This window comes from Rhodococcus sp. BL-253-APC-6A1W (genome assembly GCF_012843405.1).
Taxonomy (GTDB): Bacteria; Actinomycetota; Actinomycetes; order Mycobacteriales; family Mycobacteriaceae; genus Rhodococcus.
The window spans coordinates 107,794-121,953 of sequence record NZ_JABAFB010000006.1 but is presented as its reverse complement, the minus strand read 5'-3'; the positions used below and the strand labels follow the sequence as shown (position 1 = coordinate 121,953).

General features: G+C 68.1%; 17 protein-coding genes and 1 riboswitch. Of the genes, 5 read left to right on the top strand and 12 right to left on the bottom strand.

The annotated features are described in order from the left end of the window. Positions 1-25 precede the first annotated feature (25 nt). Positions 26-1,012 carry an LLM class F420-dependent oxidoreductase gene (locus HF877_RS10915; RefSeq protein WP_169621197.1) on the top strand — a complete coding sequence of 329 codons (987 nt, stop codon included), beginning with the start codon at positions 26-28 and terminating at the stop codon, positions 1,010-1,012. 6 nt (positions 1,013-1,018) lie between these two features. On the opposite strand, the gene HF877_RS10910 is transcribed toward HF877_RS10915, so the two are convergent. The 4 genes from HF877_RS10910 to HF877_RS10895 all read right to left on the bottom strand — a co-directional run bounded on the left by HF877_RS10910 (position 1,019) and on the right by HF877_RS10895 (position 4,499). Beyond that, positions 1,019-1,582 (bottom strand): GNAT family N-acetyltransferase, encoded by a 564-nt coding sequence (locus HF877_RS10910; protein WP_169621196.1) that lies wholly within the window; start codon positions 1,580-1,582, stop codon positions 1,019-1,021. Between the two features lies 1 nt (position 1,583). After that, the gene (locus HF877_RS10905) at positions 1,584-2,270 is read right to left on the bottom strand and encodes a DUF3239 domain-containing protein (protein WP_169621195.1); all 687 of its coding nucleotides are present in this window, start codon (positions 2,268-2,270) and stop codon (positions 1,584-1,586) included. An 86-nt stretch (positions 2,271-2,356) separates the two neighbouring features. Beyond that, a complete protein-coding gene (locus tag HF877_RS10900) occupies positions 2,357-4,015 on the bottom strand; it encodes a DNA repair helicase XPB (RefSeq protein ID WP_169621194.1) in 1,659 nt (552 codons plus the stop codon). A gap of 304 nt (positions 4,016-4,319) precedes the next feature. Then, positions 4,320-4,499, bottom strand: coding sequence for a hypothetical protein (locus HF877_RS10895; protein ID WP_169621090.1), 180 nt, complete (start codon positions 4,497-4,499; stop codon positions 4,320-4,322). 287 nt (positions 4,500-4,786) lie between these two features. On the opposite strand from HF877_RS10895, the gene HF877_RS10890 reads away from it, so the two are divergent. After that, positions 4,787-5,326, top strand: a complete 540-nt coding sequence (locus HF877_RS10890) for a hypothetical protein (RefSeq protein ID WP_346765111.1) — start codon at positions 4,787-4,789, stop codon at positions 5,324-5,326. A gap of 28 nt (positions 5,327-5,354) precedes the next feature. Here the strand turns inward: HF877_RS10890 and HF877_RS10885 are convergent, their stop codons facing one another. Further along, positions 5,355-5,771 carry a WYL domain-containing protein gene (locus HF877_RS10885; protein ID WP_206036958.1) on the bottom strand — a complete coding sequence of 139 codons (417 nt, stop codon included), beginning with the start codon at positions 5,769-5,771 and terminating at the stop codon, positions 5,355-5,357. Positions 5,772-5,793: 22 nt separating this feature from the next. On the opposite strand from HF877_RS10885, the gene HF877_RS10880 reads away from it, so the two are divergent. Then, positions 5,794-5,931, top strand: a complete 138-nt coding sequence (locus HF877_RS10880; protein WP_346765110.1) for a VOC family protein — start codon at positions 5,794-5,796, stop codon at positions 5,929-5,931. Between the two features lie 42 nt (positions 5,932-5,973). Here HF877_RS10880 and HF877_RS10875 read toward each other — a convergent pair whose 3' ends face one another. Continuing rightward, complete coding sequence (locus HF877_RS10875) at positions 5,974-8,256, bottom strand: helicase-associated domain-containing protein (protein WP_169621192.1); 2,283 nt, start codon at positions 8,254-8,256, stop codon at positions 5,974-5,976. Positions 8,257-8,316: 60 nt separating this feature from the next. Here HF877_RS10875 and HF877_RS10870 point away from each other — a divergent pair, with 60 nt between their 5' ends. Continuing rightward, the gene (locus HF877_RS10870; protein WP_169621191.1) at positions 8,317-8,505 is read left to right on the top strand and encodes a hypothetical protein; all 189 of its coding nucleotides are present in this window, start codon (positions 8,317-8,319) and stop codon (positions 8,503-8,505) included. Positions 8,506-8,632: 127 nt separating this feature from the next. Here HF877_RS10870 and HF877_RS10865 read toward each other — a convergent pair whose 3' ends face one another. The 3 genes from HF877_RS10865 to HF877_RS10855 form a co-directional block, all read right to left on the bottom strand. Then, positions 8,633-9,214: a transglycosylase family protein gene (locus HF877_RS10865; RefSeq protein ID WP_169621190.1), complete on the bottom strand. Its 582-nt coding sequence runs from the start codon at positions 9,212-9,214 to the stop codon at positions 8,633-8,635. A gap of 7 nt (positions 9,215-9,221) precedes the next feature. Further along, positions 9,222-9,466: riboswitch (cyclic di-AMP (ydaO/yuaA leader) on the bottom strand. A 235-nt stretch (positions 9,467-9,701) separates the two neighbouring features. Further along, on the bottom strand, positions 9,702-10,094 hold the full coding sequence (locus HF877_RS10860; RefSeq protein ID WP_169621189.1) for a YccF domain-containing protein: 393 nt from the start codon (positions 10,092-10,094) through the stop codon (positions 9,702-9,704). Then, positions 10,091-10,333, bottom strand: a complete 243-nt coding sequence (locus HF877_RS10855; protein ID WP_169621188.1) for a hypothetical protein — start codon at positions 10,331-10,333, stop codon at positions 10,091-10,093. The genes HF877_RS10860 and HF877_RS10855 overlap by 4 nt, the downstream gene beginning before the upstream one ends. 168 nt (positions 10,334-10,501) lie before the next feature. Between HF877_RS10855 and HF877_RS10850 the strand changes: the two genes are divergently transcribed. Then, the gene (locus HF877_RS10850; protein ID WP_296551088.1) at positions 10,502-10,915 is read left to right on the top strand and encodes a cold-shock protein; all 414 of its coding nucleotides are present in this window, start codon (positions 10,502-10,504) and stop codon (positions 10,913-10,915) included. Positions 10,916-11,034: 119 nt separating this feature from the next. On the opposite strand, the gene HF877_RS10845 is transcribed toward HF877_RS10850, so the two are convergent. The 3 genes from HF877_RS10845 to HF877_RS10835 form a co-directional block, all read right to left on the bottom strand. Beyond that, complete coding sequence (locus HF877_RS10845; RefSeq protein WP_240952269.1) at positions 11,035-11,529, bottom strand: DUF2771 domain-containing protein; 495 nt, start codon at positions 11,527-11,529, stop codon at positions 11,035-11,037. Continuing rightward, complete coding sequence (locus HF877_RS10840; protein WP_296551072.1) at positions 11,526-13,205, bottom strand: MFS transporter; 1,680 nt, start codon at positions 13,203-13,205, stop codon at positions 11,526-11,528. Before HF877_RS10840 ends, HF877_RS10845 begins: the two co-directional genes overlap by 4 nt. Positions 13,206-13,302: 97 nt before the next feature. Beyond that, entirely contained in the window at positions 13,303-14,091 is a 789-nt protein-coding gene (locus HF877_RS10835) for a glutaminyl-peptide cyclotransferase (protein ID WP_206036995.1), read from the bottom strand. Positions 14,092-14,160 lie beyond the last annotated feature (69 nt).

Below are 14,160 nucleotides of genomic sequence, written 5' to 3'. Positions count from 1 at the left end.
ATCGTCGACTCGAGTGAGGACCCACATGCGTTTCGGACTTTTCATCCCTCAAGGTTGGAGACTGGACCTGGTCGGTATCGATCCCGCCGATCAGTGGCCCGTCATGCGCGATCTCGCGTTACGCGCCGACAAGGGCCCGTGGGAATCGATCTGGGTGTACGACCATTTCCACACCGTCCCCGAACCCACCGACGAGGCCACCCACGAGGCGTGGACTCTGGTGTCCGCATTCGGCGCCGTGACCAGCCGGGTGCGGCTCGGTCAGATGTGTACGGCCATAAGCTACCGCAACCCTGCGTATCTCGCGAAGGTGGCTGCGACCGCCGACATCATCTCGGGCGGCCGCGTGGAAATGGGTATCGGGGGCGGGTGGTACGAGCAGGAATGGCGTGCCTACGGCTACGGCTTCCCGTCCGCCGGAGAACGTTTGCGCCGCCTCGACGAAGGCGTCCAGATCTTCAGGCAGGCCTGGACCACTGGCACGGCAACGCTCGACGGCAAGCACTACCAAGTCGACCGAGCGATTGTGCGTCCGCTGCCCCTCCAGGAAGGTGGGATCCCGCTCTGGATCGCCGGCGGCGGGGAAAAGGTGACGTTGAAGATCGCGGCGAAGTACGCGCAGTACACCAACTTCGACGGAACCCCCCGGGGATTCGCGCACAAGTCGCAGGTCCTGCGAGAGCACTGCGCCGAGGTCGGCACGGATTTCGATGCCATCGTGCGGTCCGCCAACTACAACGTCGCGATCGGACGGACGGAAGCGGAGGTGCAGGACAGGCTCGAGGCGCTGCGTGCACGACTCGAACCGATCGTCGGTGCCGAGAAGGCGGACGGGGCGCTGGACGCATTCCGGGGTATGCCCGCGGTGGGAACGCCCGAGCAGATCGTCGAGAACCTCACGGCGCTGAAGAAGCAGGGACTCGAGTACGCGATCTTCTACTTCCCCGAAGCGGCCTATGACACCACGGGACTCGAATTGTTCGAGCAGGAGGTGCTTCCGCACCTCGCGTAGGGGACGTCAGACCGGCCAGCCGTCGGCCGGTTCGCGGGGGTCGCCGGGCAACAGGGCCGCCACCCACACGTCGCGCGGGACTCCCCGTTGCAGGAGGCCGTGTCGGGCGACCCCCTCGAACCGGAAACCGAGGCGGCGTGCGACGGCCGCGGACGGCACGTTGCCGACCAGCGCTCGCCACTCCACACGCCATGCCTGCAACCCGTGCCGGCCGAAAGCGAAGTCGCACACCAGACGTGCGGCGGCGGTGGCGAGTCCGCGGCCGCGGGCCTCGGGAGCCAGCCAGAAACCGATCTCGGGCGCTGCGCTGCCGTGCTGCACGAAACCGATCATTCCGAGCAGCGGGCCGTCACGACTCGTGCGGATTCCCCAGTCGGGAAAACCGTTGGCCCACTTGTGCGGAACGATGTCCTCCACGAACCTGACGGCGTCGGCACGGGTGTACGGGTGGGGGACTGTGGTCCATTTTGCGACCGCGGGATCACTACAGCCGTCGGTGATCGCGTCGATGTCCCCGCTTCCGGGGACGGACAGGACGACGGTGCCGTCGGTGAGGATCGAGGGCTGCATGTCAGCGCAGTTCCGGTGGAAGTTCCCTCAGGTCCAGTTCGACTCGTCGCTCGTCGCTGGCGTTGATCTCGTCCGCGGAAGACAGCTTGGACTTCAGCAGTTTCCATTCGGATTCGTCGATCGCCGCCGTGGCCTTCGCCAGAACCGCAGCATCACGAGTGGCCCACGCAAGAGGCATCGGGCTGACCATCTGCCACACCCCGGACTTGTTGCGTGTGGTCCGGTCGGAGAGCACGGCGACACAGGGAACCCGTTCGCCCACCTTCGCGCGGTGCCCAGGGATGGCCTGGACGTCCCGGGTGACGAGGGCGTAATGATGGCGTCCGGTGCCTTCCGACGCGCCGTCGGCGGGCTTGGCGATATCGATCAGGGCGAGCAGGGTCAGACCACGGGCCCGGGTGGTCGCGACCAGCGCCGGAACCAGTGGGCTGTCGCGGTAGAGGTCCTCGATCGTGCCGACCTTGCGGGGAGCCCACAACGCGACCCACACCGACGTCACCGCGGCCACGACGAGCACCGATCCGACGATGTACGACCAGGCGTGGGCGAGGACGAAGAGCCACACCGCACCCGCGGCGCACAACAACGCGACGATCACCGCGGATCGTCGCAGACTGCGCACCTCCGCGAGCGTCTGGTTCACGGCTTTCGCGTGGGGCAGGTCGACGGGAAACTCGAATCGGCGCACGTGATCCAGCATATCGGCCACGCGCGCGGCCACGTTCACCGGAAGCATCCGGCTGGCGGGCGCGCCCGCTCGGCGGCCGACGGGTCTCAGCCGATCTGCGGTCCGAGAAGATCGTCGGCGTCGGTGATCCGGTACGCGTACCCCTGTTCCGCGAGGAACCGCTGCCGGTGGGCGGCGTACTCGGCGTCGAGGGTGTCGCGGGCGACCACGGAGTAGAAGTGAGCCTGCCCGCCGTCGTGCTTGGGTCGCAGCAGCCGGCCCAGACGCTGGGCTTCTTCCTGCCGGGACCCGAACGTTCCGGACACCTGCACCGCGACCGACGCCTCGGGCAGGTCGATCGAGAAGTTCGCGACTTTCGAGACCACGAGCACGCCCAACTCGCCCGCCCGGAACCGGTCGAACAGCGCTTCGCGTTCCTTGTTCCGTGTCGACCCCTTGATCACCGGGGCGTCGAGAGCGGCACCCAGCTCGTCGAGCTGGTCGATATAGGCGCCGATGACGAGCGTGGGAGCACCGGCGTGTTTCGCGAGAATCGACTCCACCACCGGGATCTTGGTCCGGGCGGTCGAGCACAGCTTGTACCGCTCCTCCGGCTCGGCGACCGCGTAGGCCATCCGCTCCGCGTCGGTGAGCGTGACCCGCACCTCGACGCAGTCCGCCGGGGCGATCCACCCCTGGGCCTCGATGTCTTTCCACGGCGCGTCGTAACGCTTCGGGCCGATCAGGGAGAACACATCGCCTTCACGACCGTCCTCGCGCACGAGGGTCGCGGTCAGGCCCAGCCGGCGACGCGACTGGAGGTCGGCTGTCATCCGGAACACCGGTGCGGGAAGCAGATGCACCTCGTCGTAGATCATCAGGCCCCAGTCCCGGGAGTCGAACAGCTCGAGATTGCGGTACTCGCCCTTCGTCTTGCGGGTGATCACCTGATAGGTGGCGATCGTGACGGGCCGGATCTCTTTCCTTTCCCCGGAGTACTCGCCGATCTCCTCTTCGGTGAGGGAGGTGCGCGCGATCAGTTCGCGTTTCCACTGCCGCCCCGCGACGGTGTTGGTCACCAGGATCAGGGTCGTGGCACCGGCTTTCGCCATGGCTGCTGCGCCGACCATTGTTTTCCCGGCCCCACACGGCAACACCACGACCCCGGATCCGCCGGCCCAGAACGCATCCGCCGCCATCTCCTGGTAGTCACGCAGATGCCAGGGGTTCGATTCCATGTCGAGGGTGATCGGGTGCGCCTCACCGTCGACGTAACCGGCAAGATCCTCGGCGGGCCAGCCGATCTTGAGCAGCATCTGCTTGACGCGGCCACGCTCGCTGGGGTGCACCACGACGGTGTCGTCGTCGATGCGGGCGCCGAGCATGGGCGCGATCTTCTTGTTTCGGAGCACCTCTTCGAGAACCGCACGGTCCAGGCTCACCAGGGTGAGGCCGTGGACGGGGCTCTTCACCAGTTGCAGTCGCCCGTAGCGGCCCATGGTGTCGACGATGTCGACGAGCAAAGGTTGGGGGACCGCGAAACGCGAGTGACTGACCAGCGCATCGACGACCTGCTCTGCGTCGTGGCCCGCGGCCCGCGCATTCCACAGGGCGAGCGGTGTGACCCGATAGGTGTGGATGTGCTCCGGGGCGCGCTCGAGTTCGGCGAACGGCGCGATGGCTTGTCGGGCTTCGGCGGCACGTGGGTGGTCGACCTCGAGCAGCACGGTCTTGTCGGACTGGACGATCAAGGGTCCGTCGGCCACGAATGCCTCCTGGGATAGAGAGTAGAACTCTCCTATTCTCCTGACTGGAGACGCGATCCGCCACCCACGGGCCGCGTGTGCCGCCGACGTCACCCCGTGAGAGAGCGACGTACCTCCATCAAGCACACCAGCGCCTCGGAAATTCCGGAGCGATAGCCCGCGTCCTTTTCCGACAGTGCCGGTGAAGAATCCAATTCGTGCTCGAGGCGTTCCTGAATTCTATCCAGGGCCGACATCGTCCTTTTCACTTGTGAAATCCTGTCTTCTGATTCTTTGTTGCCGAATTGCTGAAAAAACCCGAGGGTCACACCATCCGGGAGAATTCACCGGCCTGCGCGTCGAGCACGAAAAGGCGTGCCCGCGCGAGTGCGGACCGGAAGCCGTGCGCGAAGGGCGACGGCGAACCGTCGTCCCCCGCGCGCTCCGAAATGTCTGTGAACTGCTCGTACAGGTCGTCCAGCAGGGTGGCTGAGGATGTGGTCACTCTGCGTCCCGAGGTCGTCGTGCGCCGGAAAGCCGTCAGTGCCGCTTGCGCTTCTTGATGAATTCGGTGTCGTCGGTCTGTTTCTGGCGCTTTTCCGCGCGCCGTTCCTTGAGGGACTGCGACGGTTTCTTGAGAGTTTTGCCCTTGTCGGCCATTGTCGTTCCTTTCGGGAATGGTCGAACACTCGACAAGTCCAGACCATAACCCATTTACAGAAAAAAGCCAGTCGCGCAGGAAAGGGTCGGTCCGCACCGCGATACCGCACGAAAAGGTGACGGCGGTAGGTTGTGACGGCGAACACCGTGCCGCACCCGCGCGGCCGGGCGAAGGAGGATGTCGTGCACGGTGAACAGGCACATGCGATCGACGCGCTGCCGCAGTCCCTGGGGCGGCTGCGGACGCGGTTCTCCGAGTTGCGGGCTCCCGCCCCGGCAGATGTGCAGGGGACATACCGCGCCGTCTTCGTGGGACCGGCACTCCTCCGCGCGGTCGCGCCGCGCGCCATCGCCCTCGGGGGCATGCGCGGCTGGCACGGTAAGCGTTTCGACGGTGCGGGCGGCGCCGTCAATGTGCTTCGCGACGGCGACGGCACCCTGCGCGACAGCCTGCCCGCCACGATCTCCACCGACGCGTCGTGGCTCGACGGCAGCGAAGCCTTGGTCGTCTCCTACGGAACCGGACCCCAGGGGTCCGCGCCGGTGCCCTGGCGCTGGGTGCGCGACGAGTTCCGCGCCCTCGACGACGGCACGCTGCTCGGACTGACCTTCGTGGCCGGACCGTGGTCCCGCCTCGCGGCTTCGCCGTTCGCCCTCGTCCGCGAGCGGTGACCAGGCGCCGGCCCGAGCCTGCCGGGGGTCACGTCGTGGGGGTGTGCCGCCGCACTAGATCCGATGCGAGCTCGGCTATCCGCCGCCGCGCGTCCGCAGGCGTGAGAACCTCGATGTGATCTCCGAACTGCAGAAGCTGTCGCACCGACTCGATGTCCGGGTAGACGATCCTCACGGCACACCATCCGTCCTCGGGGGGTTCGACGTCTTCGAGCCGCGAACCCAGAATGCGTCCGGCGAGGTCGAGCCGATCTTCCCGTAGCCGCGCCCGCACGGCGACCCGGCCCGGTGTCTCGGTGCGCCGCACCAGCCCGGCCCACACCGAGCGGAGGTCGTGGCCCGAGCGGAGTCTCGCCGGTTCGGAAAGGGTCTCGTAGCTGTCGAGCCGCTCCAGACTGAACAGTCGTGGTCGTTGCTCGTCGTCGGCGACGAGGTACCACCTCACCGTCCCGGGACCCGCCTCCGAGGTGGACGAGATCTTCTCGCGGTGGAGTGCCACCGGCGCCGAGGTCGTCGAGAAACCTCACGACGACGTCTTCGGCCGCACCTTCGTGATCGCGGACCCGGACGGAAACCTGATCCGGGTCGCGCCGGTGGACGGCTAGCCGGTCGAAGGGATCAATGTGCCCGCGGGGAAGCGGCGGTCGTCAGTCGACGAGCGCAACCGATGTCACGCGGTGCAGCACGAAACTGCGGACGGTCCCCGAGGCGGGATCGAAGGCTTCGAGTTGCCCACCGCCGACAGCAACGGGATCGACGATGCGGCGGGTCGCCACGCCCTGCGCGTCGACGTAGCCGAGTGTGATGCTGCGGTGTGCGTGCAACGCGAGTTGCAGCAGCGCGAGGGTCGCTGCGCCTCCCGTTCGGCTGCCGTCCCCGCGAGCGGAGGCACCCGACGACGCGGACTCCGTACGGTCTCCGGCACGCAGGGTACGGACGAGGGTCGCGAGTTGTTCCTCGTTCGGAGGCATGGGCCCCGCGTAGCGCGCGCGGGTCCGGGGCACCGTGACCCGCGCTCCGCGCGGACGCAGATCGACGACCGTGCCCGACGAGTCCTCGCCCGCGGGTGAGAAACCCGCGGCACGCAACTCGGCGAGTACCTCGGCGAGCGGCGCCTGCGAGATCGCCACGGTCGGAGCGACGGCGCGCAGGGCGAGGGTGGCCGCAACGGGCGCGGAGAGCACCTCCGCCAGCAGGGCGGGATCGTCGGCGCGGACGAACGAACTCGCCACTCCCGCGCGCAACCGTCCGTGCCGTCGGGCGACGTCGTCGATCAGGTAGGTGAGCGCCTGTGGCACCGGGGTGCGGGAGTGGGCGGCGAACAGTGCGTGCAGGTCACCCGCGCCCACCCCGGCGTCGAGCGCCCGCCGCACACTGGCATCGCTGATCCGGTACACGGTCGCGGCACCGGCCGACTCGATATCGGCGACCAGCGCGATCCGGTCGGCGAGTTCGGGCACGAGACGACCGGGAGCAACGATCGTCAGGTCGGCCTGGACGAGTACGTAGTCGACAGCCTCCGGCAAGGCCGCGGCGATCTCCGACTCGGCGTCTCCGCCGTGCAAGAGGGCCTTCCCGGCGGAGGAGAGGCTGTCGTGTGCGACGAGGGCGAGTGCGGTGGCTTCCCGGATGGTTTCGGTGACGGTGTCGAGGTCGAATCGGCCCGCCCAGCGCGGCCTGCGCCACGCCGCGATGGCGCGGATCTCTGCGACGGTGGGCGCGGAGCCGGGGACGTCGGCGAGAACTTCCAGCAGTAGCCGCCTGTCGCGGACGGCGGTCGTGGATTTCACTTCGTCGGACAGCGCCGCGATCGGCTTGTCGCTCTGGTCGCGTCGGCCCGCGAGCCACGGTCGGCGGGACATGTCCAGCCACGCGCCCGCCAGAACGGCCCAGCGGTGAGCCGGGGGAGCCGCGAGCCAGCCGTCGGCCGACGTGGTGGGGGCCCAGTAGTCGTCGATATCTCCCGGCGGAGGAGGGTCGGGAATACCGCGGGCGAGGAGACCGGCAGCAGCGAGCACCTCGACGAGCAGCGCCGCGTGCTGGTCCTCGATACCCACGGCCTTCGCAAGACGGTGGAGTTCGCGTACTCCCAGCCCTCCGGCCTTCAGAACGGGGGCGGGTTGCTCGCCGAGCGTCGACAGAAGATTCTCGCAGTGCCGGAGGAGTTCGAGCGCGGCGCCGGCAGCGGTCGCATTGACATCGGCGAGTGTGCGGACGGCTTTGGAGGCGCGGGGTGCGGTCAGCGAGCCGGGATCGAACGGCGCATCGCCGCGGATCGCCTGGCCCACCCGATGCGGCAGTTCCACGGTCTCGTCGTCGATTCGGACGAGCAATCCGGCGGCGAGAAGTCTCTGGACGGGCCGGTCCTCGGGAGTGCCCGGTGCGGCGTCGCGGGTGCGTCCCACCGGCGAGGTCCGGGCGAGGGTGTCGAGAATGCTGCGCTGCGCGGGTTCGAGCTCGGCGAGCATCTCCTCGAGTTCCTCCCGGGACGGCAGGTCGGCGTCACCGGCCCGGCCGATCCGCCACGGAACGGCGTCCACAGATGCGGCGACGAGCCGCAGCGCGTCGGCGGGACCCCACACGAGCAGCAACCCTCGGAGCTTGTCGAGTATGCGGTCGGTCGCCTTGGCGCCGAGACGACCGCCGAGCGCGTCGAGGAGCGTGCTTCGGGGCACGGCGGCGTCCACGGCACCGAGGCCCGCCAGAGTGGCAATGATCCCGAAGTCGGCGGTGGTCAGTTCGTCGGCGGCGCGAAAGACCGAAGCCCGCTGCTGCGCGCGACTCGCCAGAACAGTCATCGTCGCAGGTGGGGGCACGACCAAGTCGGGCCGCGCGTGCAGTGCAGCAGCCAGTTCGGTGTCGCGCCGACCGGACAGCCACCGGGCGAGGGAGTCCGGTGCGGTGTCGGGCGCAGGCGTGGTCGAGGTCATCCGTTTCAGATTAGAGACCTGAGGTGGCCCACCACGAACTCACCTGCCAAAATGAGCTGCATGGCTACCTCTTCGAAGAAACAGTATGTCGACCACGGATGGCCGGAGCTGGCCGACGGAGACCATGCGGTCACCGAGTTGTCCTCCACGCGTTCCGGCCCGCTTTCGCCGTACGGCGAGGACATGGTCTTTCCGCTGCCGGTCGAGGACCTGCCCTACACGCATCCCCGCACGGTCATCAACCGCTGATTCTTCGTCCGGCCCGGCCTCGCGAGAGGCCGGGCGTAGCGAGGGTGTGCCGCATGGCTCACCCTGCACGGCACGTGAAAGAGCCCCGCACCGGATCGGTGCGGGGCTCTTTCGTGTCTGTGGGGACTTACTGGGGGAGAACGGCGCGAACGGCGTCGAGGACGCTCGGATCGAGCTGGATGCCGGCGTCCTGGAGAGCCTCGACGCCCTGCTCGAAGCCGGCGATGATGTTCTGAGCCTCGGGCGGCAGTGCGGGAGCCTCGGGCAGCTGCGGCACGGGGTTGCTGACACTCGGTGCCGACGGTGCGCTCGGAGTGGCGTCGACGGCGCGTTCCGTCGGAGCGCTGGACAGGCCCAGGCTCGAGGAGCACGACGGCCATGCGCCCCATCCCTGGCCGGCGAGCACGCGCTCGGCGACAGCGATCTGCTGCTCGCGGCTGGCCTCTGCTGCGGTCGGGGCGTAGTCGCCACCGCCGTAGGCGTTCCAGGTGCTGGGGGAGAACTGCAGGCCACCGTGGTAGCCGTTACCGGTGTTGATAGCCCAGTTGCCGCCGGACTCGCACTGTGCGAGGCGATCCCAGTCGGAGTCGGGGGCTGCCGCAGCCGTGCCGCCGAAGGCGACGCCGGTGACGCCGAGAACGGCGCCGGTCAGCGCGAACTTCGCGACGGTACGACCGGTGTTGGAGGGCTTGCGATGGCGTCCGCTCATGTTCCGAATTTCCTCTCCGTACGCACCTACGAGGTCAGCTGTCGGGTTCGGGCTGAAGAGGTAGCCCGGCCGTCGCGTCCCGTCTGTGACGGTTCGCACGCTCCGTGGAGCGGTACGGCTTCACCCCTAGGGTCGTTGCTCGCGCATCGGCCCGGGCCTCCTGGAAACTGTCCGGCGAACCGGGCGATTTCCTGGGAGACCGGTTGGGTCCCCCGTTTCCTGTCCCCGTGGATCGTTCGTCGGGACCTCCGAGTCCGCGGGACAGGAATTTGGCGCGGCGGATTCGGACCGGCCGAGCCAGGCGGTTCGACCGGTCATGACCGTAACGGTTGGGCGGGGGAGTGTCACCATTTGATAACGCACGACTAGTCCGGCCGGGCCTGGGGGAGATGGGCGCACGCGTCGGAGAAGGCGCAGGTAGTCGCGGGCGTTGCGACTCAAACCTGTTTCGAGTCTCGTTTGTTACTGCACCGTGATGTGACTAAGGTCACAGGTATTGCGGGCGTGAATCCACCGAAACGATTTCCTTGCCGAGCGGCATCAGAGAGATCGGGACCATCTTGAGATTGGCGATGGCCAGGGGGATGCCGATGATCGTGATCGCCATGGCGATCGCGGTGGTGATGTGGGCGAGGGCCAGCCAGATGCCCGCGACCAGGATCCAGATGACATTTCCGATGAGCGACGCCGCGCCCGCGCCCGGCCTGTCCACGGTCGTCTTGCCGAACGGCCACAGCGCGTAGACGCCGATCCGGAACGACGCGATGCCGAACGGGATCGTGATGATGAGGATGCAGCAGATCACACCGGCGAGGAAATAGCCGAGGGCGAGCCACAGGCCGCCGAAGATCAACCAGATGATGTTCAGCAGGACCCTCATGTATTCCGTCCGTTCCGGGCGCGACGGCCCGACTGCAGGGCGAACCCGATAGCGAGAGCGAAACCGAGCGGCCACGCCAGGGTGAGGAGATAGAGCACCAGACCCGGTGTCCCATCGGTGAGCGCGGGGATCAAGAAGATGGCGACGACCGCGACGATGCCGACGGCGAAGCACGCCACCGCGGCCTTCAGGAGGCCGTTGCGGGGAGGTTTGGGGGAAGCGGAGGAAGAAGTGCCCACGCGTCCACGGTAGTCCTCTGCGGACGGAACCGGGCAAATGGCTCGGGGTACACTGGGAATCGTCTACGCGTCCCGCTCCAACCGAGTCGGGGCGCGTTGTGCATGTCCAGTTGTTGTGCAATCCACGCGTGCCCACGGGGCGCGGCTGTCGAGGAGCGGGTGAGCGCGGTGCCAACCGGCAAGGTGAAGTGGTACGACGTCGAAAAGGGATTCGGGTTCCTGTCCCAGGACGACGGTGAGGACGTCTACGTCCGCGCCTCCGCGCTGCCGGACGGCGTCGAGGCCCTCAAGCCCGGGCAGCGTGTCGAGTTCGGCATGGCAGTGGGCCGACGGGGTCCGCAGGCGCTCAAGGTCGAGTTGCTCGAGCAGCCGACGCTCCGCCAGACCGCCGGCCGGCGCGAGGCAGCACCCCAGCAGAAGCGGCGTTCGCCCGACGAATTGCACGGCATGGTCGAGGACATGATCAAGCTGCTCGAGGCGACGGTTCAACCCAACCTGCAGCGGGGACGCTACCCGGACCGCAAGGCGGGGCAGACGATCTCCGAGGTCATGCGCGCGATTGCCCGGGAACTCGATCACTGATTTCCGACGCGGCTGTTCGTCGGCCTTACGCCTGTGGCGCATCGGATCCGGAAACGGACCCGATGCGCCATTCGCTTTTTCGGACTACTGCGCGCCGGCGCCGATCCGACGGTCTGGGGTCAGAACGTCTGAATAGCCCAGACAGCGTGCGCGATCGGTTCGCCCGCCTCGTCGACGACGGCCGACGGGAGCTGGACTTCCACGCCCAGCAACTGCATCGACGGGTCGCTGGGCACGGTCACGGCCCGCTGCGCGCCGGACTCGAACATGACGCCGTCCAGGAACGTCTCGCCGGTCTCGACGTCGCCGTACACCGCGATGAGGCGCCACGGAGCGTCGGAGATCTCCGCGGGAAGCGACAGCTGGAGCGGGTAGCCCGCCGGCACGGACAGCGTCGTGATCGCGTTCTCGGTGCAGTCCTCCAGATAGAGGTTGCAGTACTGGGTGGGGTCCGCGGTCACCGCGGTACCGGCGGCGTAGGCGGTGATCTGGGGCGGCGTGGGCTCGGCGGAGTCGACGAGCTTCCACACCACCACGGTGAAAGCCGCCGCGACGACCACGAGGGCCACCACGATCACTCCGATCGTCTTCTTCGTCCGAGCTTGCAGGTTCATCGATTCCCATTTCCGGTTGCGTGTCCACCGGGGCGAACGGTCCGCCCGGTGCCTGTCTCTGTGGAGACGTGTTCTGGCCTGCGCCCGCCGAGTCCCGGCAGGAGTGTGCTCCCACGGTAGGTGAGCAGAGTCTGTGCGAAACCGAGGATCAGGATGACCGTCACCACGGAAAAGCCGAGCCACAACTCGGTGGGGAGCAGTACGCCCATCGCGCCGCCGAAGACCCAGCTCAGCTGAAGTACGGTCTCGGACCGGCCGAAACCGGACGCGATCGACTCTTCGGGAAGGTCCTGCTGGAGCGACGCGTCGAGAGACACCTTCGCCAGCGCGCTCGCGCATGCGGCGACGAGCGCGGCGAGCGCGGCGGCGAGCACATGATCGGTCGCGGCGACGATCGCGGCGACGATCACCACCGCGGCGGCGCACCGCACCACGATCACCGCGGGGCGTCCCAGCGTCAGCCGCGCACCCGTCGCGTTGCCGGCGAAGTTGCCGATCGCGGCAGCGGCGCCGACCAGGCCGAGGGTCGCGGCCTGCATGATCGGATCGTGGTCCGTCGTGGCCTTCGCGACGAACGCGATGAACAACGTCAGAAACCCGGTGAGAACGCGGATCGTGCCGTTGCCCCAGAGACCGGTGACAACCGTCCTGCCGAGAGGTTGTTTCCGTTTGCCGTTGCCCGTGTGGATGACTTCGGTTTTCGTGTCGAGCACTTCGGTCGGTGCCTCGGACCCGCGGTACGACAGCGTCGCGGGAACTTCACCTTCGGTGACCTCCACCCACGCGGGGATCCGCATGCTGAGGTAGGCGCCGAACGCCGCGATCGCGGCGCACAGCCACAGCGCACCCGACGAGCCGAACGCCCAGGCGGCGGCCGCGGCGACCGCACCGGCGCCGATCGTGCCGCCGACCAGACCGAACACGGTCAGTCGCGAGTTGACGCGCACCAGGTCTATCTCGGGTGGCAGCACTCGGGGCGTCACCGCGGATTTGAGCACGGCGAACGATTTGCTGAGCACCATCATCGCCAGCGCCGCGGGATACAGCGCCCAACTGTCGAAGTTGAACACCAGGACCACCGCCAGCACCGTCCGCAGTGCGAACGACGTCGCGAGCGCCAGACGCCGCCCGTGCTGCAGGCGGTCGAGCAGAGGCCCGATCAGGGGAGCGATGACCGCGAACGGCGCGATGGTGATGAGGAGATACAGCGCGACCTTGGTCTTGTCCTCCCCGGTCGCGGCGGAGAAGAACAGAGTGTTCGCGAGTGCCACCGCGATGGCCGCGTCGGAGGCGAAATTCGCCATCGTCGCGTAGGTCAGCGCCGTGAGTCCCGACTTGTCGGCGCCGTCCGCCGTCGCTGCTCTCCGGAAGGTCGCGATGCCTTTGTGGGTGAGTTCGCGGCTGCGCAGCGCGGCAACCCGGGTCACCGTCAGCTTGCGAGGTATCCGTGGAGCCCGCGGCGGCGCCTCGGACGACGAGCGATCGCCGTCGCGGCCGCCCGCGGCTTTCGTTCCTGGCGGTCGCGCGGTCTCGTCGAGGGGATGGAGCGGAGGCAGGGGCGTGCGGCGTCCCGACACGCGTCGAGGCGGCGGGTAGTTGCTGTAGCCCGGATGCCGCGAGCCCGGGGCACGGCCGTCCGCCCTGTCGGGGCTAGCTTGCTCGTGCGGCTCGGTCACGTGATCGATTCTTCCCCACGACGCGCCCTGCGTGCAGGCGGGCATGCCGTGGAGTCGGCCACCACGGGCGAGCACCGCCCGCGCGCTGCGAAGGCGATCACGGCACGAAACGCACTTCGAACAGGGCGGGCCAGTACTTGCCGGTCACCAGAAAGCGATCCGTGCCGGGTATCTGCGCGATTCCGTTCAGTACGTCGACAGCACCCGCGTCCTCGGCAGGCAACTCGTCGCGCAGTGCAGAAGCGTCGATCTGTGCCTCCACCCGCCCGGTGGCCGGGTCGATGCGAAGGATCTCGTCGGTCTTCCACACGTTCGCGTAGACCGTGCCGTCCTCGGCGCACTCGAGTTCGTTCAGTTGCGAGACCGCGCGACCGTCACGGTGCACGGTGACCTGCCCTCGTTCGGCGAAGGTGACCGGATCGCGGAAGGTCAGTTCCGACGATCCGTCGCTCATGACCAGGTCGTCGGATCGGGCGCACAGCCCCCAGCCCTCTCCGTCGATGTCGACACGGCGACGCTCGCCGAGGGTGTCCCGGTCGCGGGCCAGTGCCACGCCGTCCTTCCATGTCAGTTGCCAGACCGTGTCGCCCGCCACCGTGATGCCCTCGCCGAAGAGGTCGTCGTCCAGATCTACGCGGGTCCGGTCGTCCGGCGCGATCACCGCGGGCACCGTCGAGGTGTCGAGCGGACGCGCCGAGAGCCACGACCGCCCCTCGAGTCCGGTTCCCTCCAGGAGTTCGCCGCCGTCCACCTCGAGTCCCTGGGTGAACGCGCCCGGGTCGTGCGGATGGGTCGCGAGGACTTCCACCCGGAGTTGCTCGGGCGGTTCACCCGGCTCCGCGACCTGTCTGTCCGCACATCCCGCGACGGCCGCCCATGCCGTCAGGACGAGCGTGGCGGAGAGGAAAAGGCGGCGCACGCGCTCATCATGGCATCAGGTTCGCGCTACCCGGGG

Coding starts and splice junctions, on each gene's coding strand:
- HF877_RS10865 (WP_169621190.1), bottom strand. CDS start 9,214: ATGAGCGGACGCCATCGCAAGCCCTCCAACACCGGTCGTACCGTCGCG.
- HF877_RS10875 (WP_169621192.1), bottom strand. CDS start 8,256: ATGACCTCGACCACGCCTGCGCCCGACACCGCACCGGACTCCCTCGCC.
- HF877_RS10845 (WP_240952269.1), bottom strand. CDS start 11,529: ATGAACCTGCAAGCTCGGACGAAGAAGACGATCGGAGTGATCGTGGTG.
- HF877_RS10910 (WP_169621196.1), bottom strand. CDS start 1,582: ATGCAGCCCTCGATCCTCACCGACGGCACCGTCGTCCTGTCCGTCCCC.
- HF877_RS10860 (WP_169621189.1), bottom strand. CDS start 10,094: ATGAGGGTCCTGCTGAACATCATCTGGTTGATCTTCGGCGGCCTGTGG.
- HF877_RS10870 (WP_169621191.1), top strand. CDS start 8,317: ATGGCTACCTCTTCGAAGAAACAGTATGTCGACCACGGATGGCCGGAG.
- HF877_RS10915 (WP_169621197.1), top strand. CDS start 26: ATGCGTTTCGGACTTTTCATCCCTCAAGGTTGGAGACTGGACCTGGTC.